This is a genomic window from Streptomyces sp. NPDC088785 (assembly GCF_044750685.1).
Lineage (GTDB): Bacteria > Actinomycetota > Actinomycetes > Streptomycetales > Streptomycetaceae > Streptomyces.
The window spans coordinates 127785-152964 of sequence record NZ_JBIVKH010000008.1 but is presented as its reverse complement, the minus strand read 5'-3'; the positions used below and the strand labels follow the sequence as shown (position 1 = coordinate 152964).

General features: G+C 72.6%; 21 protein-coding genes, 1 tRNA gene and 1 pseudogene. 8 read left to right on the top strand and 15 right to left on the bottom strand.

The features are described from left to right. Positions 1 to 13: 13 nt before the first annotated feature. Positions 14 to 1177: a galactokinase gene (gene galK / locus ACIP5K_RS22695; RefSeq protein ID WP_401412064.1), complete on the top strand. Its 1164-nt coding sequence runs from the start codon at positions 14 to 16 to the stop codon at positions 1175 to 1177. A gap of 18 nt (positions 1178 to 1195) precedes the next feature. Here the strand turns inward: galK and ACIP5K_RS22690 are convergent. Then, a pseudogene (locus tag ACIP5K_RS22690) lies at positions 1196 to 1641 on the bottom strand (GNAT family N-acetyltransferase). Positions 1642 to 1905: 264 nt separating this feature from the next. Here ACIP5K_RS22690 and ACIP5K_RS22685 point away from each other — a divergent pair. Then, complete coding sequence (locus tag ACIP5K_RS22685; RefSeq protein WP_401412063.1) at positions 1906 to 2655, top strand: LuxR C-terminal-related transcriptional regulator; 750 nt, start codon at positions 1906 to 1908, stop codon at positions 2653 to 2655. A gap of 506 nt (positions 2656 to 3161) precedes the next feature. Here the strand turns inward: ACIP5K_RS22685 and ACIP5K_RS22680 are convergent. After that, on the bottom strand, positions 3162 to 3659 hold the full coding sequence (locus ACIP5K_RS22680) for a MarR family winged helix-turn-helix transcriptional regulator (protein WP_401412062.1): 498 nt from the start codon (positions 3657 to 3659) through the stop codon (positions 3162 to 3164). A gap of 89 nt (positions 3660 to 3748) precedes the next feature. On the opposite strand from ACIP5K_RS22680, the gene ACIP5K_RS22675 reads away from it, so the two are divergent. Continuing rightward, the gene (locus ACIP5K_RS22675; protein WP_401412061.1) at positions 3749 to 4564 is read left to right on the top strand and encodes a trans-aconitate 2-methyltransferase; all 816 of its coding nucleotides are present in this window, start codon (positions 3749 to 3751) and stop codon (positions 4562 to 4564) included. On the opposite strand, the gene ACIP5K_RS22670 is transcribed toward ACIP5K_RS22675, so the two are convergent. The 4 genes from ACIP5K_RS22670 to ACIP5K_RS22655 all read right to left on the bottom strand — a co-directional run bounded on the left by ACIP5K_RS22670 (position 4492) and on the right by ACIP5K_RS22655 (position 8784). Next, entirely contained in the window at positions 4492 to 5493 is a 1002-nt protein-coding gene (locus ACIP5K_RS22670) for a formylglycine-generating enzyme family protein (protein WP_401412060.1), read from the bottom strand. The genes ACIP5K_RS22675 and ACIP5K_RS22670 overlap by 73 nt on opposite strands. Before the next feature lie 55 nt (positions 5494 to 5548). Beyond that, positions 5549 to 6949 carry a sulfatase gene (locus ACIP5K_RS22665; RefSeq protein ID WP_401412058.1) on the bottom strand — a complete coding sequence of 467 codons (1401 nt, stop codon included), beginning with the start codon at positions 6947 to 6949 and terminating at the stop codon, positions 5549 to 5551. Between the two features lie 140 nt (positions 6950 to 7089). Further along, positions 7090 to 7773, bottom strand: a complete 684-nt coding sequence (locus ACIP5K_RS22660; protein WP_401412056.1) for a TetR family transcriptional regulator — start codon at positions 7771 to 7773, stop codon at positions 7090 to 7092. A 12-nt stretch (positions 7774 to 7785) separates the two neighbouring features. Continuing rightward, positions 7786 to 8784, bottom strand: a complete 999-nt coding sequence (locus tag ACIP5K_RS22655) for an acyl-CoA desaturase (protein WP_401412054.1) — start codon at positions 8782 to 8784, stop codon at positions 7786 to 7788. Between the two features lie 357 nt (positions 8785 to 9141). Here ACIP5K_RS22655 and ppc point away from each other — a divergent pair, with 357 nt between their 5' ends. Further along, positions 9142 to 11880, top strand: a complete 2739-nt coding sequence (gene ppc / locus ACIP5K_RS22650) for a phosphoenolpyruvate carboxylase (protein ID WP_401412052.1) — start codon at positions 9142 to 9144, stop codon at positions 11878 to 11880. 45 nt (positions 11881 to 11925) lie between these two features. Here the strand turns inward: ppc and ACIP5K_RS22645 are convergent, their stop codons facing one another. The 7 genes from ACIP5K_RS22645 to ACIP5K_RS22615 all read right to left on the bottom strand — a co-directional run bounded on the left by ACIP5K_RS22645 (position 11926) and on the right by ACIP5K_RS22615 (position 17558). Further along, positions 11926 to 12390: a hypothetical protein gene (locus ACIP5K_RS22645; RefSeq protein WP_401412050.1), complete on the bottom strand. Its 465-nt coding sequence runs from the start codon at positions 12388 to 12390 to the stop codon at positions 11926 to 11928. A gap of 64 nt (positions 12391 to 12454) precedes the next feature. Next, positions 12455 to 13048: an aminoacyl-tRNA hydrolase gene (gene pth / locus ACIP5K_RS22640; protein ID WP_401412048.1), complete on the bottom strand. Its 594-nt coding sequence runs from the start codon at positions 13046 to 13048 to the stop codon at positions 12455 to 12457. A gap of 99 nt (positions 13049 to 13147) precedes the next feature. Then, complete coding sequence (locus ACIP5K_RS22635) at positions 13148 to 13741, bottom strand: 50S ribosomal protein L25/general stress protein Ctc (protein WP_401412046.1); 594 nt, start codon at positions 13739 to 13741, stop codon at positions 13148 to 13150. A gap of 189 nt (positions 13742 to 13930) precedes the next feature. Continuing rightward, positions 13931 to 14908 (bottom strand): ribose-phosphate diphosphokinase, encoded by a 978-nt coding sequence (locus ACIP5K_RS22630; protein WP_111665951.1) that lies wholly within the window; start codon positions 14906 to 14908, stop codon positions 13931 to 13933. Between the two features lie 120 nt (positions 14909 to 15028). Next, positions 15029 to 16486 (bottom strand): bifunctional UDP-N-acetylglucosamine diphosphorylase/glucosamine-1-phosphate N-acetyltransferase GlmU, encoded by a 1458-nt coding sequence (gene glmU, locus ACIP5K_RS22625; protein WP_401412044.1) that lies wholly within the window; start codon positions 16484 to 16486, stop codon positions 15029 to 15031. A gap of 117 nt (positions 16487 to 16603) precedes the next feature. Then, positions 16604 to 16674: transfer RNA gene (locus ACIP5K_RS22620), tRNA-Gln, on the bottom strand. Positions 16675 to 16685: 11 nt separating this feature from the next. After that, positions 16686 to 17558, bottom strand: coding sequence for a hypothetical protein (locus ACIP5K_RS22615; protein ID WP_401412043.1), 873 nt, complete (start codon positions 17556 to 17558; stop codon positions 16686 to 16688). A 166-nt stretch (positions 17559 to 17724) separates the two neighbouring features. On the opposite strand from ACIP5K_RS22615, the gene ACIP5K_RS22610 reads away from it, so the two are divergent. Continuing rightward, the gene (locus tag ACIP5K_RS22610) at positions 17725 to 19059 is read left to right on the top strand and encodes a sensor histidine kinase (RefSeq protein ID WP_401412041.1); all 1335 of its coding nucleotides are present in this window, start codon (positions 17725 to 17727) and stop codon (positions 19057 to 19059) included. A 205-nt stretch (positions 19060 to 19264) separates the two neighbouring features. Here ACIP5K_RS22610 and ACIP5K_RS22605 read toward each other — a convergent pair whose 3' ends face one another. Beyond that, the gene (locus ACIP5K_RS22605; protein ID WP_401412038.1) at positions 19265 to 19750 is read right to left on the bottom strand and encodes an SUKH-3 domain-containing protein; all 486 of its coding nucleotides are present in this window, start codon (positions 19748 to 19750) and stop codon (positions 19265 to 19267) included. Further along, positions 19750 to 20298: a YwqJ-related putative deaminase gene (locus ACIP5K_RS22600; protein WP_401412037.1), complete on the bottom strand. Its 549-nt coding sequence runs from the start codon at positions 20296 to 20298 to the stop codon at positions 19750 to 19752. The genes ACIP5K_RS22605 and ACIP5K_RS22600 overlap by 1 nt, the downstream gene beginning before the upstream one ends. Positions 20299 to 20541: 243 nt before the next feature. On the opposite strand from ACIP5K_RS22600, the gene ACIP5K_RS22595 reads away from it, so the two are divergent. The 3 genes from ACIP5K_RS22595 to ACIP5K_RS22585 all read left to right on the top strand — a co-directional run bounded on the left by ACIP5K_RS22595 (position 20542) and on the right by ACIP5K_RS22585 (position 25046). Next, positions 20542 to 21540, top strand: coding sequence for an SMI1/KNR4 family protein (locus ACIP5K_RS22595; protein ID WP_401412035.1), 999 nt, complete (start codon positions 20542 to 20544; stop codon positions 21538 to 21540). A gap of 7 nt (positions 21541 to 21547) precedes the next feature. After that, a complete protein-coding gene (locus ACIP5K_RS22590) occupies positions 21548 to 23878 on the top strand; it encodes an SUKH-4 family immunity protein (RefSeq protein ID WP_401412033.1) in 2331 nt (776 codons plus the stop codon). Between the two features lie 79 nt (positions 23879 to 23957). Further along, positions 23958 to 25046, top strand: a complete 1089-nt coding sequence (locus ACIP5K_RS22585; protein WP_401412032.1) for an LCP family protein — start codon at positions 23958 to 23960, stop codon at positions 25044 to 25046. Positions 25047 to 25180: the final 134 nt, after the last annotated feature.

Genomic DNA, 25180 nt, shown 5'->3' with positions numbered 1-25180 from the left:
GGGGCCCCGACCCATGTCCATCGCCGCGCAGTTCAGTGATCTGTACGGGTACGAGCCCGCCGGGGTGTGGGCGGCCCCGGGCCGCGTGAACCTCATCGGGGAGTACACCGACTTCAACGAGGGCTTCGTGCTGCCCCTCGCCCTGCCGCACACCGCGGTGGCGGCCGTGGCGCGGCGCGACGACGGGGTGCTGCGGCTGCACTCCGCCGACATCGACGCCCCCGTCGCCGAACTGCGCGTCGACGAGCTGACCCCGCTCAGCAGGTACGGGCAGGGCGGCTGGGCCGCCTACCCGGCCGGCGTGGTCTGGGCGCTGCGCGCGGCCGGCCACCTCGTCACCGGCGCCGACCTGCACCTCGCCTCCACCGTGCCCACCGGGGCGGGGCTGTCCTCCTCCGCGGCCCTGGAGGTCGTGACGGCGTACGCGCTCAACGACCTGTTCGGCTTCGGGCTCGGCACGCAGGAGCTGGCCGTCCTTGCGCAGCGCGCCGAGAACCGGTTCGTCGGCGTGCCGTGCGGGGTCATGGACCAGATGGCGTCGGCCTGCGCCGAGGAGGGCCACGCGCTGCACCTCGACTGCCGCGACCTGTCGGTCCGGCAGGTGCCGTTCGACCTGGCCGCCGAGGGGCTGCGCCTGCTCGTCGTGGACACCCGCGTCAAGCACGAACTGGGCGACGGGGCGTACGCGGAGCGGCGGGCGGGCTGCGAGGAGGGCGCCCGGCTGCTCGGCGTGTCCCACCTGCGCGACGTCCCGTTCGCCGGGCTCGACGACGCCATCGGCACGCTGGAGCGGGCCGGGGCCGACGAGAAGGTCGTCCGCTACGTCCGGCACATCGTCACCGACGACCACCGGGTGGAGCGGGTCATCGACCTGCTCGCCGCCGGGGACGTCCGCGGCATCGGGCCCGTGCTCGACGAGGGGCACGTCTCGCTCCGCGACGACCTGCGGATCTCCTGCCCGGAGCTGGACCTGGTCGTCGCCACGGCCGTGCGGGCCGGTGCGGTCGGGGCCCGGATGACCGGCGGCGGATTCGGCGGGTCGGCCGTGGTGCTGGTCGAGACCGGGGACGCCGACACGGTGACCAAGGCGGTGCTCGCCGCCTTCACTGACGCCGGGTACACCGCGCCCCGGGTCTTCCCGGCCGTGCCGTCGGCGGGCGCCCGCCGGCTGGCCTGAGGCGGCCGGCGAAGGGGCTCAGCCCAGCCGCTTCGTCAGGGTGAATTCCTTGATCCCCGGCGGATAGTCGGGGATCACCGCCACCACCTCGTAGCCGTGCTGGCGATAGAAACCCGGAGCCTGGAAATCCCAGGTCTCCACGCGGGAATTGGCGCATCCGTGCTGTTCGGCCGCGCGGTTCTCGGCCTCCGTCAGCAGCCGGGAACCGAGTCCCGCGCCGCGGTGCCGGTCCGCGACCCACAACTGGTCGACGTGCAGCCAGGTCGCCCACACGTGCCCGTCGAGACCCCCCGCCAGAGAACCGTCCGAGGCGTCGAACGCCCATATCTGCAAGGGGAGTTCGCGCTCGGCGGGGTGCCGCGCAGGGCGCGGATCGCCGGGGAGGCCGCGGTGTTGGCGTCCCTCAGCAGCGAGCGGAGCAGAAGTCCGCGCTCTTTATCGACTTCTGTCTCAAAGTGAAACATGTGCCCCACGATAAACGCGCTGGACAGTCGCCTGTCGGTCAACTGCGGACCAGTTCTGTGAATTGCCTTCCCCTCGGGGCCCGCAGCCCTACTCTGAGGACAGCACCGGTGGGGGCCGGTGTTGATCAGGGGGCGAGACAGCCGGGTACGACGCCCGGAGCGGGGGTAGCGGTTTCAGCGCGGCGGCGGCCGTGCGGCTGCGGTGACCCGAAGCTCCGGGCGCCGTACCTGCGTTGGTCATCCTCCGACCAGTGGGGGTATCTAGTGGTACGAATTCGGGTTCTGGTCGTCGACGACCATCGCATCTTCGCCGAGTCCCTCGCCGCGGCGCTCGCCGCCGAGCCGGATGTCGACGTGTCGGCCGCGGGCAGCGGGCCCGCCGCGCTGCGCTCGCTGGAGCGGGCGGCCGCCGAGGGGCGCAGATTCGATGTGCTGCTCGTCGACGCCGACCTGGGCGCGGCGTCCTTCCAGGGCATGCGCCCGCCGACCGTGGTCCCCGAGGGCGGTGCGCAGGACGGGCTGGTGGACGGCATCTCGCTGGTCGCGGGCGTCCGTTCCGGGCAGCCCGCGGTGCGCACGGTGGTGCTCGCCGAGCGGGACGATCCGCGGCGGGCGGCGCTCGCGTTGCAGGCCGGGGCCTCGGGGTGGGTCGCCAAGGACTGCTCCCTGTCGCGGCTGCTCAATGTCATACGGGGGGTGCTGCGTGACGAGACGCATCTGCCTCCGGCGCTGCTCACCGGGGTGTTGCGGGAGCTGACCGCGGCCCGTAAGCACCGCACCGAGTCGGAGCGGCTGGTGGAGTCGCTGACGCCCCGGGAGCGGGAGGTTCTGCGGTGCATGGTCGCCGGGCTCGGCCGCAAGGCCGTCGCCGAGCGGCTGTTCCTGTCGCCGCACACCGTCCGGACCCATATGCAGAACGTGCTGGGCAAGCTCGGGGTCCACTCCACCCTCGCCGCCGTGGCGCTGGCCCGCCGCGCGGGCGTCGGCCCCGCCGACCTGGAGGCCGCCAGCTGAGCCCCGGGGACCTGCACACCACCGTCCCCGCCAACGACTGATTGCAGGGTCCCCCGCGCCCCTGGGCCGCCTTTCACGCGCGCCCTCGTTGCGGCTGGTCGCGCTCTTGGGTGGTTGGTCGGGCGCGCCACCGTCGTGGCTGGTCGCGCAGTTCCCCGCGCCCCTGAGGCATGCGCTGACGCGCAGCCTCCCCCTGAGGCTGCGCTTCGCGCGCCTCTCCCCGGGGGCGGGGGCGTGCGCCTCTCCCGATGAGATGGCGCACGCAGTGCGCATCTCAGGGGCGCGGGGAACTGCGCGACCAGCCACGACGGTGGCGCGGACGAGATGCGACCTGGGGGCGCGGGGAACTGCGCGAGAAGAGGCCACCGGGCCGCGGACGAAGCGCTACCCAGGGGCGCGGGGAACTGCGCGAGAAGTGGCCGCCGGGCCGCGGACGAGATGCGGCCCAGAAGCGCGGGGAACTGCGCCACCCCCACCGGCCCGCGGGCGGAGAGGTGTTTCGGGGGTCAGCCCGGGATGTTGTCGAAGGGGGCCGTCAACTGGCGGAGCAGCGATGCCAGTTCGGCCCGGTCCCCTCGGGAGAGCTCGGCGAGGATGGCCCGCTCCTGATCGAGCAGCCCGGCGAGCGCCTGATCGGCCCGGTCCTGCCCCTCACCGGTGAGCCGCACCAGCACCCCGCGCCGGTCACTGGGATCGGGCAGCCGCTCGACCAGCCCCTTCTTGGTGAGCCGGTCGATGCGATTGGTCATCGTGCCCGACGTCACCAGCGTCTGCGTGAGCAGCTGCCCGGGGGAGAGCTGATACGGCGCCCCGGCCCGCCGCAGCGAGGTCAGGACGTCGAACTCCCACGGCTCCAGCTGATGCTCGGCGAAGGCCAGCCGGCGCGCCCGGTCGAGATGGCGCGCAAGCCTGCTGACCCGACTGAGCACCTCCAGGGGCTCCACGTCGAGGTCGGGGCGCTCCCGGCGCCACGCTGCGACCAGACGGTCGACCTCGTCCTCCATGACGATCAGTGTAGGGGGTGTGTCGACATGAAGTCTCTTGAAGTCGAGTGTCTTGACATCAAGAGATTCGCGGAGGGAGCCTGGACGCCATGACGATCAGCTCACCCACCTGGGACCCGCAGCAGTACCTCCGCCACGCGGACCACCGCGCCCGCCCCTTCGCGGACCTCCTCGCCCGGATCCCGGAACCGCCCCGCACCCCGCCCCGGATCGCGGATCTGGGCTGCGGCCCGGGCGGACTCACCACCCTGCTCGCGGCCCGCTGGCCGGACGCCTTCGTCACCGGCTACGACAACTCGCCGCAGATGCTCGCCCGCGCCGAGGAGCACGCGGGCCGCACGTCCGGCGGCGGCCGGATCGGCTTCGCGCCCGCCGACGTCCGGCACTGGGCGCCCACGGAGACGTATGACCTGATCGCCTCGAACGCGACGCTGCAATGGGTCCCCGGCCACGTCGACGCCTTCCCGCGCTGGCTCGACGCGCTCGCCCCCGGCGGCACCCTCGCCTTCCAGGTGCCCGGCAACTTCGACGCCCCCAGCCACGCCCTGATGCGGGAGCTGGCCGGCTCCGCCCGCTGGAGGGACCGGCTGGACGGGGTGCTGCGGCACGGCGACGCGGTCCTCGACCCCGCCGGCTACCTGGAGCGGCTCGCCGGGCTCGGCTGCGCGGTGGACGCCTGGGAGACCACGTACCTGCACCTGCTGGAGGGCGCGGACCCGGTGCTCGACTGGGTGAAGGGGACCGGGCTGCGCCCCGTCCTCACCGCGCTCGCCGACGACCCGGCGGAGCGCGACGCGTTCGTCGCCGCCTACCGCGACCTGCTGCGGGCGGCCTACCCGGCGACCTCGTACGGCACCGTGCTGCCGTTCCGCCGGATCTTCGCGGTGGCGGTGAAGCCCGGGTGACCGTCGCCCCCGGCGCCGTCGGCCGCCACCCGGAAGCCCGTGTGGCCCGTCGACGCGTCCGGGGTGTTGGACGTCCGCGCCGAGCAGCGGTAGCGGTTGCAGTACGAGGCGTGGCACAGGTGGGAGCCGCCGCGCAGGGCCCGGGCGGGCGAGCCGGGCGCGAACCGGTCGGCGGTCCACTCCCAGACGTTGCCGACCGCGTGGTGCAGCCCGTAGCCGTTGGGGGCCAGGGAGTGCACGGGGGCGGTGCCGACCGGGGCCGTGGGGCCGTCGGGGAACGTGCCGCGGAAGATCACCGCGCGGTCCGGGGTGGGCGGCTCGTCGCCCCAGGGGTGGCGGGCCTGGTCGAGGCCGCCGCGGGCGGCGTGCTCCCACTCCGCCTCGGTGGGCAGCCGGGTCCCCGACCAGGCGCAGTACGCCAGCGCGTCGTGCCAGGAGACATGGGTGACGGGGTGGTCCAGGCGGTCGTCCGAGGACGATCCGGGGCCTTCGGGCGCGCGGTGCCAGGCGCCCGGCACCGCGAGCCACCAGTCGGCGCCGGGCACGGCCTCCGCCCGCTCCCGGGCCGCGGCGGTGACGCTGCCGCGGAAGACGAACGAGTAGCCGAAGCGCTCGGCATCGGTGCGGTGGCCGGTGGCGTCGGCGAAGGCGCGGAACTCGGCGTGGCTGACGGCCGTGGCCGCGATGCGGAACGGCGCCACCTCGACCGTGCGCACCGGCCCCTCGCCGTCGTCGGGGAACGCGTCGGCGTCCCGGGTGCCCATCCGGAAGGCGCCGCCGGGGAGGGACAGGAGCGGCGCGAAGGCGCCGCCCGGCCGCTCCCCGGGGGCGTGGCCGCCGTGCTGCTCCCCGGCGCCGCGGGCGGGCGGCGGCAGGGTGGTCGGGCCCGGCGCGGCGGAGCGGTCGGGGGCGCAGCAGCGGCGGCTCATCGGGGGTCCTCTCGGTGGTGTCGTCGGGCGTGCGGCGGGGGGTGCGCCGGTGCCGTCAGGCGGTGCGGTCCGCGGCCAGGGCCGCCGCGAGCCCCGGCACCCCGAGGGCCTTCTCCTGCGCGGGCGTCGCCTGGTAGAGGCTGTTGCTGAGCTGGTAGGGGTCCGCCTGGAGGTCGTAGTACTCGCGGAACCCGACCTGTCCGGTGCCGGTCACCGTGCCCGAGGCGTCGGTGTGCAGGTCGTAGTACTCGGTGTACTGGCGGTCCTTGGAGACGTACGACGACCAGGTCTTCTGGCCCGCCCCCGTGCCCTGCTTCCACCACTCGATGAGCAGGTGGTCGCGGGAGTAGCCGCTGAGCAGCGAGCGGCCGTCGTGCGGGGTGTCCGGGGTGATGCCGGCCGCGTCGAGGACGGTGGGCGCGATGTCGATGTTCGCCACGATGCGGTTGTCGGTGGTGCCGCCGCCGAGCCCGCCGCCGGGCCAGGAGAGGTAGAACGGCACCTCGTGGGCGGGCCGGTAGGGCACGCCCTTGCCGGTCAGGCCGTGGTCGGCCCAGTTGAAGCCGTTGTCGCCGATGTAGATGACCAGGGTGTTGTCGAGCTGCCCGAGCGCGGCCAGCTTGTCGTGGAACGCCTGGACCGCGTCGTCCACCGAGCGCAGGGTGCGCAGCTGCTCGGCGCGCACCCGGCGGCCGTCGGCCAGGGTCTGGGTGGCGTTGCGGACGTAGGGGGGCTTGTCGCTGCGGTCGTCCTCGGGCACCGAGGGGCGCCCGTCCCAGGCGGGCACGTCGGTCCCGGCGTACTTGGGCTCGGGGGTGCGCGGGCCGTGCGAGGCGTAGGGGGTGACGTAGGCGAACCAGGGGCGGTCGTCGGTGCGGGCCTTCTCCAGAAAGGCGAGGGTGCGGTTCCTGACCACGGTCGTGGTGTAGCCGTCGATCGTCTGCACGGTCCCGTTCACGTTGAACGTGCCGTCCACGTACGAGGGTCTGAGCAGGGCGAAGTCCTCGAAGTGCGGCGGGTTGTCGGCGACGTTCCAGGAGTTGAGGTACTTGCCGAACAGGCCCGTGCGGTAGCCGGCCTGCGCCAGGTACCGCTGGAGGGTGGTGTGCTGGTCGAGCGCGTGCGAGGCGCCGTTGTTGCGGACGCCGTGGTTGTGGGCGAAGCGGCCGGAGAAGACCGAGGAGCGCGACGGCGCGCACAGCGGGGTGGTGACGTGGCCGTTGGTGAAGCGCACGCCCTGGCCGGTCAGCCAGGAGACGGTCTTCGGGGTGGCCCACTCCGTCTGCTTGGGCTGGTCGTCGGTGACGATCAGCAGCACGTTCGGCCGGGCGGCGGCGCGGGCGGGGGAGGCGGCGAGCGCGGGCAGGGTGGCGCCGGCGGCGACGGCCGCCGCGGTGCCGAGGAGGCCGCGGCGGGTGGGACCGGATGCACTGCCGGACGTGCTGGAGGTGCTCATGACAAACTAACCCTCTCGTCTGCGTGCGGGGCGGTACGAGAACGCTAAGGGCGGGCCCGGGCCGGATCCATGCACGCGGCGCGAAGGGTTTGTTGCCGCTTCGTTGCCGGGGCGCGGGGCCCCCGCGCCCCGGCCGGGGCTCAGCTCTTGCGGTGCCCTATCAGGCGGGGCTTCGGCTCCAGGCCGTCCAGACCGTGCCAGGCCAGGTTCACCAGATGGGCCGCGACCTCCGCCTTCTTCGGCTTGCGGGCGTCCAGCCACCACTGACCGGTCAGCGCCACCATGCCCACCAGCGCCTGCGCGTACATCGGCGCCAGCTTCGGATCGAAGCCCCGGGCCTTGAACTCGCGGCCCAGGATGTCCTCCACCTGCGTGGCGATGTCGGAGATCAGCGACGCGAAGGAACCCGTCGACTGCGGGATCGGGGAGTCGCGCACCAGGATGCGGAAACCGTCCGTGTACTCCTCGATGTAGTCCAGGAGCGCGAACGCCGCCTGCTCGCACAGCTCCCGCGGATGCCCCGCCGTCAGCGAACCGGTCACCATGTCGAGGAGCTGGCGCATCTCGCGGTCCACCACGACCGCGTACAGGCCCTCCTTGCCGCCGAAGTGCTCGTACACCACCGGCTTGGAGACCCCGGCCTTCGCCGCGATCTCCTCCACCGACGTGCCCTCGAACCCCTTCGCGGCGAAGACGGTGCGGCCGATCTCCAGCAACTGCTGCCGACGCTCCGCCCCCGTCATCCGCGTACGGCGCGCACGCCGTGGCTTCTCGGGCCGGTCACTGCTCGGGGTGCTTGAGTCGGTCGCCACGTCATCCATCATGCCGTGCCGGGGTCACGCCGCGTCGGCGGCATCGACCTTGCGGCGCGCGGCGATCCGGTCCTTCGACGGCCACCGCACGTCGTACGCCCAGCCCGCCCGCTCGAACCAGCGGATCAGCCGCGCCGAGGAGTCGACCTGCCCGCGCATCACCCCGTGCCGCGCCGACGTCGGGTCCGCGTGGTGCAGGTTGTGCCAGGACTCGCCGCAGGACAGCACGGCCAGCCACCACACGTTCCCCGACCGGTCCCGGGACTTGAAGGGACGCTTGCCGACCGCGTGGCAGATCGAGTTGATCGACCAGGTCACGTGGTGCAGCAGCGCCACCCGCACCAGCGAGCCCCAGAAGAACGCCGTGAACGCGCCCCACCACGACATCGTCACCAGCCCGCCGATCAGCGGCGGCAGGAACAGCGAGACGAGCGTCCACATCACGAACTGGCGCGAGATCGCCCGGATCGCCGGATCCTTCACCAGGTCGGGCGCGTACTTCTCCTGCGGCGTCTGCTCCTCGTCGAACATCCAGCCGATGTGCGCCCACCACAGGCCCTTCATCAGGGCCGGCAGCGTCTCCCCGAACCGCCACGGCGAGTGCGGGTCGCCCTCCGCGTCGGAGAACCTGTGGTGCTTGCGGTGATCGGCGACCCAGCGGACCAGCGGGCCCTCCACCGCGAGCGAGCCCATGACCGCCAGCGCGATCCGCAGCGGCCGCTTCGCCTTGAAGGAACCGTGCGTGAAGTACCGGTGGAAACCGATCGTGATGCCGTGACAGCCGATGTAGTAGAAGAGCACCAGCAGGCCCAGATCCAGCCAGCTGACACCCCAGCCCCAGGTCAGCGGCACCGCCGCGACCAGGGCCAGGAACGGCACGATGATGAACAGGAGCAGCGTGATCTGCTCCAGGGAGCGTTTCTGCTCACCGCCCAGCGTCGCCGACGGCGGCGCGGCGGCACCGGCGGCGCCGGCGGACGTCTGACGGGGGGCGTCGTCGATCACATCGGAACTTGTGGCCATGGGGCGTCCCTGAGGGTCGAAGGGTGAGATGAATCGTCGAGGGGTGAGATAAATCAAGGATTGAGACGGTCCTGGGCGGGTCAGGAGATCCTCCGGGCTCCCACGGAGTCCGTGGGGGCACCGGGACCGCCGACGGCGCGGCGACGCCATGCCTACGGTTGCGTAACCTACGGCACCGTAAGTATGGCAGCGCGCCACCGGACGGCACGAGGCCCCGGCCCGCGCCCGGCGCACGGGCACATATCCTGGGGAACGGTCGGACAGCGCGGTCCGCTTCGAATCTCCACCCCGGACTAGTACCCGGTTCAGGGGATCCTTCCCTCCAGACGTGCTTCACCACTGCAAGGAGCCGCACCTGTGAGCAGTGCCGACGATCAGACGACTGCGACGAGCACCAGTCCCGAGCTGCGCGCCGACATCCGCCGCCTCGGAGATCTGCTGGGCGAGACGCTCGTCCGCCAGGAGGGGCCCGAGCTCCTCGACCTCGTCGAGAAGGTCCGCCGCCTGACGCGTGAGGACGGCGAGGCCGCCGCCGAGCTGCTGCGCGGAACGGAACTGGAGACCGCGGCCAAGCTGGTCCGCGCCTTCTCCACCTACTTCCACCTGGCCAACGTAACGGAGCAGGTGCACCGCGGCCGTGAGCTGCGCGCCAAGCGCGCCGCCGAGGGCGGCCTGCTCGCCCGGACCGCGGACCGCCTCAAGGACGCCGACCCGGACCACCTGCGCGCCACCGTGCAGAACCTGAACGTGCGCCCGGTCTTCACCGCCCACCCGACCGAGGCCGCCCGGCGCAGCGTCCTCAACAAGCTCCGCCGGATCGCCGAGCTCCTGGAGACCCCCGTCCTGGAGACCGACCGCCGCCGCTACGACACCCGGCTCGCCGAGAACATCGACCTGGTGTGGCAGACCGACGAACTGCGCGTGGTCCGCCCCGAGGTCACCGACGAGTCGCGCAACGCGATCTACTACCTCGACGAACTGCACGCCGGCGCCGTCGGCGACGTCCTGGAGGACCTCACCGCCGAGCTGGAGCGCGTCGGCGTCACCCTGCCCGAGCAGACCCGCCCGCTCACCTTCGGCACCTGGATCGGCGGCGACCGCGACGGCAACCCGAACGTGACCCCGCAGGTCACCTGGGACGTCCTGATCCTCCAGCACGAGCACGGCATCAACGACGCGCTCGACATGATCGACGAGCTGCGCGGCTTCCTCTCCAACTCCATCCGCTACACCGGCGCCACCGAGGAGCTGCTGACCTCGCTCCAGGCCGACCTGGAGCGGCTCCCCGAGATCAGCCCCCGCTACAAGCGGCTCAACGCCGAGGAGCCCTACCGGCTCAAGGCCACCGCGATCCGCCAGAAGCTGGAGAACACCAAGGAGCGCCTGGCACGCAACACCCCGCACGTCGACGGCCGCGACTACCTGGGCACCGCCGAGCTGCTGCACGACCTCACCCTCATCCAGACCTCGCTGCGCGAGCACCGCGGCGGCCTCTTCGCCGAGGGCCGGATGAACCGCACCATCCGCACCCTCTCCGCGTTCGGCCTCCAGCTCGCCACCATGGACGTCCGCGAACACGCCGACGCCCACCACCACGCCCTCGGCCAGCTCTTCGACCGGCTCGGCGAGGAGTCCTGGCGCTACGCCGACATGCCCCGCGACTACCGCGGCAAGCTGCTCGCCAAGGAACTGCGCTCGCGCCGCCCGCTCGCCCCCACCCCGGCGCCGCTGGACGCCGCGGGCGAGAAGACCCTCGGCGTCTTCCACACCGTCAAGCGCGCCCTCGACGTCTTCGGCCCCGAGGTCATCGAGTCCTACATCATCTCGATGTGCCAGGGCGCCGACGACGTCTTCGCCGCCGCCGTCCTCGCCCGCGAAGCCGGACTCGTCGACCTGCACGCCGGCTGGACCAAGATCGGCATCGTGCCGCTCCTGGAGACCACCGACGAGCTGAAGGCCGCCGACACCATCCTGGAGGACATGCTCTCCGACCCGTCCTACCGGCGCCTGGTCGCGCTCAACGGGGACGTGCAGGAGGTCATGCTCGGCTACTCCGACTCCTCCAAGTTCGGCGGCATCACCACCTCCCAGTGGGAGATCCACCGCGCCCAGCGCCGGCTGCGCGACGTCGCCCACCGCTACGGCGTGCGGCTGCGCCTCTTCCACGGCCGCGGCGGCACCGTCGGCCGCGGCGGCGGCCCCTCCCACGACGCGATCCTCGCCCAGCCCTGGGGCACCCTGGAGGGCGAGATCAAGGTCACCGAGCAGGGCGAGGTCATCTCCGACAAGTACCTCGTACCGTCGCTGGCCCGCGAGAACCTCGAACTGACCGTCGCCGCCACCCTCCAGGCCTCCGCGCTGCACACCGCGCCCCGCCAGTCCGACGAGGCCCTGGCCCGCTGGGACGCGGCCATGGACGTGGTCAGCGACGCGGCGCACGCGGCGTACCGCGGACTCGTCGAGGACCCCGACCTGTCCCCGTACTTCCTCGCGTCGACCCCCGTCGACCAGCTCGCCGACCTGCACCTCGGCTCCCGGCCCTCCCGCCGCCCCGGCTCCGACGCCTCGCTCGACGGCCTGCGCGCCATCCCGTGGGTGTTCGGCTGGACCCAGTCCCGGCAGATCGTGCCCGGCTGGTTCGGCGTCGGCTCCGGCCTCAAGGCACTGCGCGAGGCCGGCCTGGACACCGTCCTCGACGAGATGAACGAGCACTGGCACTTCTTCCGCAACTTCATCTCCAACGTCGAGATGACGCTCGCGAAGACGGACCTGCGGATCGCCCGGCACTACGTCGACACCCTCGTCCCCGACCACCTCAAGCACGTCTTCGACGCCATCGAGGCCGAGCACGCGCTGACCGTGGCCGAGGTCCTGCGGATCACCGGCGGCGCCGAACTCCTCGACACCCAGCCCGTGCTGAAGCAGACGTTCGCCATCCGCGACGCCTACCTCGACCCGATCTCCTACCTCCAGGTCGCCCTGCTCAAGCGGCAGCGCGAGGCCGCCGCGGCGGGCGACGAGCCGGACCCCACGCTGGCCCGCGCCCTGCTGCTCACCGTCAACGGTGTCGCGGCCGGCCTGCGCAACACCGGCTGATCCGGAAGCCCGGGTCCGCAAGCACACTTCTCCAGAAGCCCGGGACTAGAAAGTCAGGGCGGCCCAGGCCGCCGACAGCAGCAGCGTCCCGGCGCCTCCCGTGATCCACGCGAGGCGCCGGTGGCGCATCCCGCCCGCGATCACCACACAGGCGAGCAGCAGCGCACCGCCCAGCGGGATCCACGCCTTGAAGAACCCGGCCGGACCGGTCCGGACCGCCTGCGCCGAACCCGGCTTGATCACCACGGGCAACCGGACGCCCTTCCTCTCGCCGACCGACCGGCTCATCGTCACCCTCGGCGTCCGCACCGGCCCCTCGGCCGACGGCTCGAAGGCCCCGGCGCACGTGCCGCCCGAGCACCGGGCCACCACCAGATGACCGTGCTCGCGCCCGGTCTGGAGCATCACGTGCTGGGCCGTCCCCCAGGACGCCCAGAACCCCGCGATCAGCAGGAGCAGGGCGAGAGCCGCCGACACGACCTGGCGCGAGAGGGACACCGCTGAAGCCATGGCCGGGATCCTTGGCCATGGAAGGCCCGCCGGTCAACTGCCGCGGCGGCCATGTCCGTACAGGTCAGGAGTTGTACGACGACTGCGCGCGCTCCAGGCCCTCGGTGACGAGCGCCTCGACCGCGTCGGCCGCCCGGTCCACGAAGTAGTCCAGCTCCTTGCGCTCCGTCGACGAGAAGTCCTTCAGGACGAAGTCCGCGACCTGCATCCGGCCCGGCGGCCGGCCGATCCCGAACCGCACCCGGTGGTAGTCGGGGCCCATCGCCTTCGTCATCGACTTGAGCCCGTTGTGCCCGTTGTCGCCACCGCCCAGCTTGAGCCGCAGCACGCCGTAGTCGATGTCCAGCTCGTCGTGGACCGCCACGATCCGCTCCGTCGGCACCTTGTAGAAGTCGCGCAGCGCCGTCACCGGACCGCCCGACACGTTCATGTACGACATCGGCTTGGCGAGGATCACCCGGCGGTTCGCGGGACCGGGCGGGCCGATCCGCCCCTCCACGACCTGCGCCTGGCCCTTGGTCGCCCGCTTGAACCTGGCGCCCATGCGCCGCGCGAGCAGGTCGGCCACCATGAAACCGACGTTGTGCCGGTTCATCGCGTACTCGGGACCGGGATTGCCCAGCCCGGCGATGAGCCAGGGAGCGTTCTCGTCGGACATGAGCCTTCTTTCGGTGTCACGGAGACGGTCGGACCGAGCAGAACGGGGTGGCGGGCCGAGCCCACCACCCCGTACGGAGCGTCGAAGAACCTAGACGGCTCAGGCCTCCGCGGCGGCCTCGTCGTCCTCGGCGCCCTCGGCCGGGGCCTCCTCGGCCTGCGCGGCCAGGACCTGGACGACGACCGCGTCCTCGTCGACGGCCAGCGTGGTGCCCTTGGGCAGCTCGACGTCCTTGGCGAGGACGGAGTCACCGGCGTCCAGGCCGGCCACGGACAGGGTGACCGACTCGGGGATGTGCGTGGCCTCGGTCTCGACGGCCAGCGTGTTCAGGACGTGCTCCAGCAGGTTCGCACCCGGGGCCAGCTCGCCCTCGATGACGATGGGGAGCTCGACGGTGACCTTCTCGCCGCGCTTCACGAGGAGCAGGTCGACGTGCTCCAGGAAGCCCTTCAGCGGGTCGCGCTGCACGGCCTTCGGGATCGCCAGCTCGTTCTTGCCGTCGATGTCCAGGGACAGCAGGACGTTCGGGGTACGCAGGGCGAGCAGCAGCTCGTGGCCCGGCAGCGTGATGTGGACCGGGTCGGCACCGTGACCGTAGACCACGGCGGGAACCTTGTTCTCACGGCGGATGCGGCGGGCGGCACCCTTGCCGAACTCCGAACGGGACTCGGCGGCGAGCTTGACCTCGGACATGTGCTCTCAACTCCTCGTAGAACTCTCGGGGGAAAGGTCACCCGGCCACGAACGGCCTGCTACGAAGAGCGCGTCGATAACGGACCGCCGCACGCAGACGCGTACGGCCTCCCTCGCCGAGCAACTGTGACAGATTACCCGGCGGGAAGGCCGTACCCAAATGGATCTTCTACGAGGTGCCGGGGCCGATCAGGCTTCGCCCTCGAAGAGGCTGGTGACCGAGCCGTCCTCGAAGACCTCGCGCACCGCGGAGGCGATCGTCGGGGCGATCGACAGGACCGTGATCTTGTCGAGCTCCAGCTCGTTCGGCGTCGGCAGCGTGTTCGTGAAGACGAACTCGCTCACCTTCGAGTTCTTCAGCCGGTCCGCGGCCGGACCCGACAGCACGCCGTGCGTCGCCGTCACGATGACGTCCTCGGCGCCGTGCGCGAACAGGGCGTCGGCGGCGGCGCAGATCGTGCCACCCGTGTCGATCATGTCGTCGACCAGGACACAGACCCGGCCCTTCACGTCACCGACGACCTCGTGCACGGTCACCTGGTTGGCGACGTCCTTGTCGCGGCGCTTGTGCACGATCGCCAGCGGCGCGCCCAGACGGTCGCACCAGCGGTCGGCGACCCGCACCCGGCCGGCGTCGGGGGAGACCACCGTCAGCTTGTCGCGGTCGACCTTCGCCCCCACGTAGTCCGCGAGGATCGGCAGCGCGAACAGGTGGTCCACCGGGCCGTCGAAGAAGCCCTGGATCTGGTCCGTGTGCAGGTCGATCGTCAGGATCCGGTGCGCGCCCGCCGTCTTCAGCAGGTCCGCGATCAGACGCGCCGAGATCGGTTCACGCCCGCGGTGCTTCTTGTCCTGCCGCGCGTAACCGTAGAACGGCACGATGACGGTGATGGAGCGGGCCGACGCACGCTTCAGCGCGTCGATCATGATCAACTGCTCCATGATCCACTTATTGATCGGAGCCGTGTGGCTCTGGATCAGGAAGCAGTCGGCGCCACGAGCGGACTCCTGGTAGCGGACGTAGATCTCACCGTTGGCGAAATCGAACGCCTTGGTCGGGACGATCCCGACACCGAGCTGGTGCGCGACCTCCTCGGCGAGCTCAGGGTGGGCGCGGCCGGAGAAGAGCATGAGCTTCTTCTCGCCGGTCGTCTTGATCCCGGTCACAGCACTAGTCTCCTCAGACGAGTTCGTCCGCCGCAGCTGCCCGCGCGTCCCTATAGCAGCGAGCCAGGCGAATCGTGTGCACCTATCACGGTACGCCGTGTCGGACGCACCGGTTTCCGGTCAGCCCTCGCTGTCCGGCTCCCGAGCAGCGGCTTCGGCCGCCTTCGCGGCCGCGCTCCCGGGTCGCTTACGGGCCACCCAACCCTCGATATTCCTTTGCTGGCCCCGCGCCACGGCCAGCGAACCGGCCGGCACGTCCTTCGTGATCACGGAGCCCGCGGCGGTGTACGCACCGTCCCCGACCGTGACAGGCGCCACAAACATGTTGTCGGATCCGGTCTTGCAGTGCGACCCCACCGTCGTGTGGTGCTTGCTCTCGCCGTCGTAGTTCACAAAGACACTGGCCGCGCCGATGTTGGTGAAGTCGCCGATCGTCGCGTCCCCGACGTACGACAGGTGCGGGACCTTCGTCCCGTCGCCGATCGTCGCGTTCTTCGTCTCGACATAGGTGCCGATCTTGGACTTCACGCCGAGCCGGGACCCCGGACGCAGATACGCGAACGGACCCACCGACGCCTGCGGACCGATCTCCGAGTCGAACGCCACCGCGTTGTCCACCCGGGCCCCCGCACCCACCACCGTGTTCGTCAGCCGGGTGTTCGGACCCACGACCGCGCCTTCCGCGAGATGCGTCGTGCCGTGCAGCTGCGTGCCCGGCAGCACCGTCGCGTCCCGCTCGAACGTCACCGTCACGTCCACGAACGTGGACGCCGGGTCGATCACCGTCACCCCGTCCAGCATCGCCGCGCGCAGCAGCCGGTCGTTCAGGATGCGACGCGCCTCGGACAGCTGTACGCGGTTGTTGATCCCGGCGATCTCGCGGTGGTCGCGGGCGACCGACGCCCCGACCCGGTGACCGGCCTCGCGCAGGATGCCGAGGACGTCGGTCAGGTACTCCTCGCCCTGGCTGTTGTCGGTGCGCACCTTCTTCAGGGCGTCCGCCAGGAGGCGGCCGTCGAAGGCGAAGACACCCGAGTTGATCTCGCCGATCGCGCGCTGCGCCTCGGTGGCGTCCTTGTGCTCGACGATCGCGGTCACCGCGCCGGTGCCCTCCTCGCGCACGATGCGGCCGTAGCCGGTCGCGTCGGGGACCTCGGCGGTCAGCACCGTCACGGCGTTGCCGTCCGCGGTGTGGGTGGCGGCCAGGTCGGTGAGGGTGCCGCCGGTGAGCAGCGGGGTGTCGCCGCAGACCACGATCACCGTGCCGTCGAGGGAGCCGGCCGGGTCGATGCCCTCCAGGCCCATGCGGACCGCGTGGCCCGTTCCGTTCTGCTCGTGCTGGACGGCGGTGCGGGCGTCGCCGTCGATCGCGTTCACGTGCGCGGTGACCTTCTCGCGCTCGTGGCCCACGACCACGACGAGCCGCTGCGGGCTCAACTCCCGGGCGGCGGCCAGCACGTGGCCGACCAGCGAGCGGCCACAGAGCTCGTGCAGGACTTTGGGGGTGGCCGATTTCATGCGGGTGCCCTCACCCGCGGCGAGAACGACTACGGCGGCCGGGTTCGTGGCGCTGCTCACGGGGGTGCCCTTCGGCTCTGGATGCGATGTGGGGTGGACATTCGCAGGATACCGGGGGGTTTCCGGGGGGAAATAAGGGCGGGGCCGGACCGGTGTCGGTCGGGCCCCGCTGCACTGCTCCCGAGGAAGGAATCGAACCCTCATTCAATGGACCAAAACCATTTGTCCTGCCATTAGACGACTCGGGATCGTCTGTGCCCTATGTCCGATTTGCTGAATCGGTGCCGAGCGCCGCCCCTACTATGCCGTACCAAGCGCCTTCGATGCGACGGTACAAGTCGGCACTGCGCCGGACTTTGATCACGAGGCAGCCCCGATAGCCCTCGCCCACATTCTTGCGGACCGTCTTCGGGTTGTGCTTCTTGAGCGTCGTTCTGTAGAAGGCGCTCCGCGGCGCTCCGGTCAGGTCGGCCCAGTACCGCTCGGCTCCCTCCACGTTCGCGGACTCGTGGATCAGCAGCCCGAAGCGGAGCCTGTCGCGGTCGACGCCGAGCAGGTCGAGCCAGGCCAGGAACACCTGGATCATCCCCGGATCGCTGTTCACGAAGGTGACGGTCTCCCGGCGTGCGTGCGGCTTGTCCTTGGTGCCCTCCGCCCAGTAGAGGGCGACTCCCGTGAGGAACAGCTCGCGCCCGGTCAGCGGACCGACGTCCCGCCGGGCCGCCTCCTTGGTCCGCTGTCGCGCGCTCTCCCGCACGGCGCTCTCGTGCTCCCACCGCTTGCTGGCCGCCAGCCGCGCCTGCTCGGACGGGTCGCGCCGCTCCGGCTTCGGCAGATCCCGCACCCACAGCGAGATCGAGCTCTTCGAACAGCCCAGCTCGGCCTGGATCCGGTCGTAGGTCCAGCCGCGCAGGCGCAGCTCGCGAGCGCGGTCGCGCAGCCCGTCCTTGGCGTTCGGGCGCCTGGTCCAGTCGGGCGGCGGCTCGCCCTCCAGGAGGCGGTTGAGGACGTCGTTGTTGTGGATGCCGAGTCGCTCGCGGATCAGACGGCGGCTCAGGCCCTCACGGCGCAGCCGTACCGCGTGCTCCCGCAGGGTCTCGAAATCCGTGGTCGTGCCTGTGGCATGCGTCATAGGCAAAGGCTCCGCCGGAACACCGCGTTCCGGGTGGAAACGTATGGGGGGCCAGCAGTTCGAGTGATACCGGGTGGATTCGCTTCTGTTCGAGGGCGGGGAGTGGTGGGGGCCGGTCCGCGAAACTCACCGGAAATCGGGCGCACACCGCCCGTAGGGTGGAGGGATGACCGCGACGGGGGAAGTTCACCGAGCCACGGCCGGGGGGCCGTGGTGGTGGGAGCGATGGCGCAGCGCGCTGTTCGATCTGGGTCTGGGGGCGCTGTCGGCCGCGGAGTGCGCGGTCGAGGGGGTGTCGTTCGCGGACAAGGCGGGGCTGCCGGCCGCGGCCGGTGTCGTGTTCGGGGTGCTCGCCGGGGCGACGCTGGTGCTGCGGCGGCAGTGGCCGATCGCGGTGGTCCTGGTGTCGGTGGCGATCACGCCGGCCGAGATGGGCGTGCTGATGACCGTCGTCGCCCTGTACTCGCTCGCGGCGTCCGAGATGCCCCGGCGGATCATCGGCGCGCTGGCGTCGATGTCGTTCGCGGGGACGCTGATCGTGACGGTCGTGCGGGCGCAGCAGGACGCGGCGCGCGGTGTCGACGCGTTCCAGGTCGGCAGCTGGCTGGTCCCCTTCATCGCGATCACCACGGCGCTGGGCGTCACGGCGCCGCCGCTGCTGCTCGGCATGTACGTGGGTGCGCGCCGGCGGCTGATGGAGAGCCTGCGGGAGCGCAACGAGTCGCTGGAGCGGGAGCTGTCGCTGCTGGCGGAGCGGGCCGAGGAGCGGGCGGAGTGGGCGCGGGGCGAGGAGCGGACCCGTATCGCGCGGGAGATGCACGACGTGGTCGCGCACCGGGTGTCGCTCATGGTGGTGCACGCGGCGGCGTTGCAGGCGGTGGCCCGCAAGGACCCGGAGAAGGCGGTGAAGAACGCGGCGCTGGTGGGGGACATGGGCCGGCAGGCGCTGACCGAGCTGCGGGAGATGCTCGGGGTGCTGCGGTCCGTCGAGGCGGTGCCGCGGCGGGTGCCCGAGGTGCCGCTCCAGGCCGTCGGGGTGGCGGCGGCGGCCGCCGCGTCGCGGGCGGAGGCCGAGGCGGAGGGCGAGGGCGAGGGCGGTCCGAGCCTGGCCGAGATCGAGGAGCTGGTGGGGCAGTCGCGGGCGGCCGGGATGGTCGTGGAGGTGTCGGTCGAGGGGGATGTGCGGGGGTACGCCTCGGTGGTGGAGCAGACGGCCTACCGGGTGGTGCAGGAGGCGCTGACCAATGTGCACAAGCACGCGGCGGGCGCGAAGACGTATGTGCGGCTCGCGCACCGGGGGGCCGAGGTGGCGATGCAGGTGGAGAACGAGCCGCCGCCGGTGTCGTCGGCGGCCGCGGTGCGGCTGCCGTCGGGGGGGAACGGACTGGTGGGGATGAAGGAGCGGGTGGCCGGGCTCGGCGGGGTGTTCGTGTCCGGGCCCACCGACGCGGGGGGCTTCCGGGTGTCGGCGGTGCTGCCGGCGCGGGTCGCCGCGCTGTAGCGGTGTCCCGCGTCGGGGCTGGGGCCTGTCCGGCGGATCGTGTCGCGGGCGCGGGGTCCGGCACGCCGACCTGCGGCGTTGTCGTCGGTTGCCGACGCTCCGCGTCGACGCCCTCCTCCGCCTTGCATCCCGACGCACCGGACCCCGCTCACCAGCACAGAAATACGCGGGCCACCCGACTGCGACCTGATCCGCCGGACACGCCCTAGGCGGCCTGGAGGCGGGGTGGCTGGAGGCCGGTGATCAGGGTTTCCAGGGCCTGGTCGATGGTGGGGCCGAGGTACCAGTCGCCGCTGTGGTCGAGGGCGTAGACCCGGCCCTCGGTGTCGATGGCGAGCAGTGCCTCGGTGCCCGACTCGGCGCCGAGCGGGCTGACCTCGGTGTCGAGGGCGCGGCCGAGGTCGCCGAGGGTGCGGGCCATGTGCAGGCCGTGCAGCGGGTCGAGGTGCGGCTGGGAGGGCGCTATGTGCCGGCCGGGTCCGGTCGGGGTGACGTGCAGTCCGCCGAACTCGGCCCAGGCCTCGACGGCGGCGGGGAAGACGGCGTGCCGGTGGCCCGCGGGGGAGACGTGGGTGCGCAGGGCGTCGGCCCAGTACTCGGCCTGCTTGATGTCCCAGCGTCCGGGCTGCCAGCCGGCGGCGCGCAGGGCCGCGTCGGCGGGGGCGGTGAAGCGGGCGGGGGAGTCGGGCATCAGCGGGCGGCCTCGTCGGATTCGTCGGTCGGGTCCACCACGCGGACGCCGAAGTGGGCGGTCAGCGCGGCGCAGGCGCGGCAGGGGCGGGCGAAGCCGCCGTGCAGCGGGTCGCCGTCCTCGCGGATCCGGCGGGTGGTGAGTTTGGCGTGCTTGAGGGACTTGCGGGCCTCGCTCATCGTCATCGGTCTGCGCCGGGCCCGTTTGGACTTCTCCGTGCGCTCGGTGTCCGTCGAGGACAGGTGCCGGGAGATGAGGATGGCTTCGGCGCAGCGGCCGGTGAAGCGGTCGCGCTGGGTGCTCGTCAGGGTGTCGAGGAAGTCCTTGACCAACGGGTGCAGGGCGGGCGCCTGTTCACCCCGGGCGGCGGTGGAGGTGAGGGTGGAGCCGCGGACGGACAGGGCCGCGGCGACGGTGGGCAGGATGCCGTCGCGCCGGCCCCGCAGCGCCGGTGCGGGCGCGGTGCCGGTGGCGCTCCAGCCCACGCGTGGGTCGGCGCCCGCCGTGGTGTCGGCGGGTGTGGCGGACTGGGCCGTGGCGCTGTTCATGTGGTGCTTCCCCTCCTGCGGTCGCCCGCTGCGAACCCCCGGGTTGCCTGGACAGAGTGCCAAATGGGGCGGGCGGTGCGGAAGTCGGTACCCCGCGACACGCCCGTTCGTCACGGGGTGGTGACGGTGGGGTGACTGCTGGTCATGGAAGTGGAGGCCCGATGCCCGGTGTCGTACAACCGCATAGGCTGTCATGACGGGGAACCATCAACATCGTCCACAGCGCCGCAGGGGGCAACCGCCATGACGACAGGTCGGCTCGGGCAGCAGGCCGCGCCGCCGAACGCGGCCTACGCCGGGCAGGTAGTGCACTTCCCGGATCCGGTCCGTGCCGCCCGCCATCCGCGCGGGGTGCGGATGGACCGTGACGGCTATCCGGACTTCTCCGCGTACGCGCGCGCGGCGGCCGAGATCGCCGAGCCGCCGGAGGGGTTCGGCGTCGATGAACTGCGGCTCACGGACTACGTGTCGGCGAACGCGGTGCAGGCGGCGGCGGGGCACGAACTGTGGGACACCATCCCGCCGGTGGCGACTCCGCACGGCTGGACGTGGCACCACGTGCGGGGGTCGCGCCGCCTGGAGCTGGTGCCGGTGGAGGTGAAGGCGCTGTTGCGTCATCACGGCGGTCTCGCCACGGCCGGCGTCGACCAGCACAAGCGGGGCACGCGTGCGTTGCAGGACACCCGGCCCGCGCACTTCGGGCTGCCGAAGTCGGCGGTGGCGGTGACGGAGCAGCAGGTGCTGGGCGCCGAGGAGGACCTGGGCTGCCGACTGCCGGGCGCCTACCGGTCGTTCCTGAAGGCGGGCGGCGGGTGCGCCCCGGTCGGGGCGGCGCTGGACGCCGAGTTGGGGCTGCTGATCGACCAGCCGTTCTTCACGGTGCGCGACGAGGCGGCGGTCAACGACCTGGTGTACGTCAACAAGTGTCTGCGTGATCACCTGACCAAGGACTATCTGGGTGTCGCGTTCGTGCAGGGCGGGATCCTCGCCGTGCGGGTGCGGGGCGAGGCGACCGGTTCGGTGTGGTTCTGCGCGTACGACGACGCGCGGGACGGCGGGGGGACGGCGCACTGGTCGGTGCCGGAGCGGGTGGAGCGGCTGCTGCTGCCCTGCGGTGACGACTTCGACGCCTTCCTGTCCCGGCTGGCGGGCAATCCGCCGGAGCTGGAGACGGTGGCGAATCTGATGGTGGACGGCGGTTTCGCGCAGGCCGTGCCGACCGGTGCGCCGGACGAGGGGTGAGGGTCCGATGGTGACGTTCGCACAGGCGCAGGAGCGCGCCGAGGAGTGGATCAACGGTGACGTGCCCGCGGTCCGGCACCGGGAGGTGCGGGTCCGGGAGTTCGAGCTGGGCTTCGTGGTGTGGGCCGAGGACCGTGAGGGCGGTGCGGTCTCCGAGGGGGGCCGGCAGCGGCTGGTGATCGCCCGGGACTCGGCGGAGGCGACGCTGTGGCCCTGTCTGCCCGTGGGGGAGGTCATCCGGCGGTACGAGGAGGAGTACGGGCTGCCGGAGGCTCCGACGGGGGCCGGGGCGCCGCGGCCGCCGGAGCGGGTGGACCTGAATCAGACGTCGTTCCTGCTGTCGCCGCCGGAGTGGTTGCAGGAGGCGGCGGACAAGCTGGGCATCGCGGGCGGTGGCCCGGCGGCGGAGCGGTCCGGGGCCGCGGAGCCGCAGGACGCGGTGCCGGCCGGTGCGTCCGCCGCGCCGCCCGCGCCCGAGCCCCCCGCGCCCGAGCCGCTCCCCGCGCCGGTGCCGGCCGACGCGACGCCGTGGGCCGGTACGGACACCAATGGGGTGGGGGACGAGGAGGACCGGCTGGTCCCGCTGCCCGACACGGTGTTCTCGCCCCCGCCGCCGCCGGTCGAGGAGGCGCTGCCCGAGCCGGTGCCGGACGCGGCCCTGCTGACGCCTCCGCCGCCTCCGGTGTCGCCGCCGCTGCCGCCGCCGCCCGCCGCGGGTCCTGCCGCGGGGTCCGGCGGGCTGTCCGGGGGTGCGCCGCTGCCGCCGCCGGTGCCCGGTACCGCCGTGCCGCTGACGCCGCCGCCGGGGGCGGTGCCCGCGTACGGCTATCCGCAGGGCGCCGGGGGGCCGCTGCCGCCCGACGCGCGGGACATCGCGGACGCCGCGACCAGCAAGGCGCCGCCGCCGCGTGGCGGGGGTGCGCAGACCCCGCCGCCGCCCGGCAGCCCGGGGACGCCCGGCGGCGGGTACGTGCCGACGCAGCTGGTGCGGGCGCCCGGCCCCGACGGGCAGCCGCAGCCGCCGGCCGCGCCGCCCGGCGCCGGGGTGCACCACGCGGCGACCATGCTCTCGGGCCCGCCGCTCGCGGGCCCGGGTGCGCCCGGCGCCCCGCAGCCGCCCGGTCCGCCCGGTGCGCCCGGCACTCCGCAGCCGCCCGGTCCGCCGGGTCCGCCTCCGCCTCCGGTGCCGGGCGGGGACGCGGTGCACCACGCGGCCACGATGCTCTCGGGTCCCGGATCGCAGCTGCCGCCGCCCGGCCCGGTGCCGCCGGGCGCGATGCCGCCGCCGGTGCCCGGGCAGCAGGTCCCGGGCGGGCCGCCGCCCGCGTACGGATATCCGCAGCCGGCTCCCGCCGGCCGCCCGGCCGGTCCGCCGACGGTGGGGCCCGGCTACCAGGCGGTGCTGCGCTACCGCGCGCCCGACGGCTCCGAGCAGCAGCTCATCCGCCGCTCGGCGCCCGGTGTCCCGCACCCCGAGTGGCAGATCTTCCACGAGCTGCGCGGCATGAACGTCCCGCCGGACCAGGTGCTGGAGCTGCACACGGAGCTGGAGTCGTGCGCGCTGCCCGGCGCCTACTGCTCCCGCATGATCCAGGAGCAGTGGCCGCAGGCGCGGATCACGTCCATCGCGCCGTACGGCACCGATCACGCCTCGCGCCAGCAGGGCATGTCGCAACTGCTGGCGCACCAGGGCGAGTTGCACCAGGTCGCCGACGGTCCGGCGCGTCCGGCGCCGGTGCGCGCGCCGCTGCCGCCCGCGCAGCCGGCGCCGCCGGTGCCGCCGGAGGGCATCGCGCAGGAGCTGGCGGCGGCCTTCGGGCCCGGGGTGTTCCGCTTCGACCAGCGGGCGGTGTCGCGCCAGGGCGTCCCGGACGTCGTCGCGCACACCCTCGTCGTCGCGGGGCTGCCCGCCGACTTCGGGCCGTTCTTCTGGGCGCAGGCCCAGCCGGGCCGGCCGGTGCCGACGCTGGCCGAGCTGGCGCAGGAGCGCGGGGCGCGGCCGGCGCCGGACGCGGGCTCGTACCTGGTGATGGGCTCCGACTTCGGCAAGGCGCTGTGCGTGCAGTACGGGACGGCGCACATCGTGGCCGTGCCGGTGGAGGCGGCCGGGGCGCCGGTGCCGCCGCAGTTCGTGAACTCGGGGCTGCCGGAGTTCGCCCGGTCGCTGGCGCTGCTGGGCCGGATGTGGCGGCTGCGCTACGGGCTCAATCCGGAGCAGGCGGGCCGCTGGACCGTGGACTTCCAGGCCCAGCTGAACGCGCTGGACCCGGCCGCGCTCGGCTCGCCCGAGACCTGGTGGTCGGTGCTCCTGGAGCAGATGTGGGACGGGCTGCTGTAGGGGTCCGTGCGGCGTGGGGCGATGCACCGTAAGGGTGCGTCGCCCTGCGGCTTTTCTGGTGCTGTGTCAGGTTCGTACCATGACGACGCCGCCAGAGCAGCCGGGACCGGAGCGGCCGGACCGCCCGCTGCCGCCCGCGAGCAGCACCACGGTGTACCGCTCGGGGCGGCGCGGGTGGCGGCGCGGGCGCGGCGCCGGGGGTGCCCGGCGGCGCGGTCCGCTGCGGCGGATCCTGCTGGCGCTCCTCGTGGTGGTCGTGCTCGTGGTCGCGTACGGGGTCGGGGTCGGGATCTGGGCCGTGGCGCAGGTCCAGCGGACGGACGCCCTGGGCGGTTACGCGGGGCGGCCCGCCGCGGGCAAGGGTACGAACTGGCTGCTGGTCGGCTCCGACACCCGCAAGAACCTCAGCAAGGAGCAGCAGCAGGACCTGCATGTCGGCTCCGACTCGGGCGACGAGACGGACACCATCATCGTGCTGCACTACGGCGCGAGCGGCCCGTATCTGGTGTCGATCCCGCGCGACAGCTACGTCGGCATCCCCGGCCACGGCAAGAACAAGATCAACGCCTCGTACGCGCTGGGTGGGCCCGCCCTGCTGACGCGCACGGTCGAGCAGGCGACGGGGCTGCGCCTCGACCACTACGCGGAGGTGGACTTCGGCGGGTTCGTGGACGTCGTGGACGCGCTGGGCGGGGTCGAGGTGTGTGTGCCGCGGGACGTCAGCGACTCGTACTCGGGGGCCGACTTCAAGGCCGGCTGCCAGACCATGGACGGCACCCAGGCCCTGGCCTACGCCCGCGACCGGCACAGCTACGCCGACGGCGACCTGGGCCGGGTCCGGGCGCAGCAGCAACTGATCGCGGCGATCGCGGACAAGGCGCTGAGCCCGGGCACGCTGCTGCTGCCCTGGAGGCTGCTGCCGTTCCTGGGCGCCTCGCTGGACGCGCTCACTGTGGACCGGGACGCGGGACTGCTGAATCTCGGCAAGCTGGGTACGGAGATGGACGACATCTCGCACGGCGACGGCTCCACGACGACGGTGCCGATCGCGGGCGAGCCCTCCGTTCCCGGGGTCGGTGACGTCGTCGAGTGGGACGCGGCCGAGGCCGCGGAACTCTTCTCGGCGCTCCGCTCCGACACGACGATTCCGACTTTCGGCAGCAATTGACGCATCCTTGACCGAGTGGGTCATGCGGTGTGTGACGTGTGTCGCGTTATGAGCACTTCCGTCTGATCTACAAAGATGTGCGCCAATCACGCAGAACGTCGTGCGTCGGTCGGCCGCTGTGTCGGTGTGGAGAG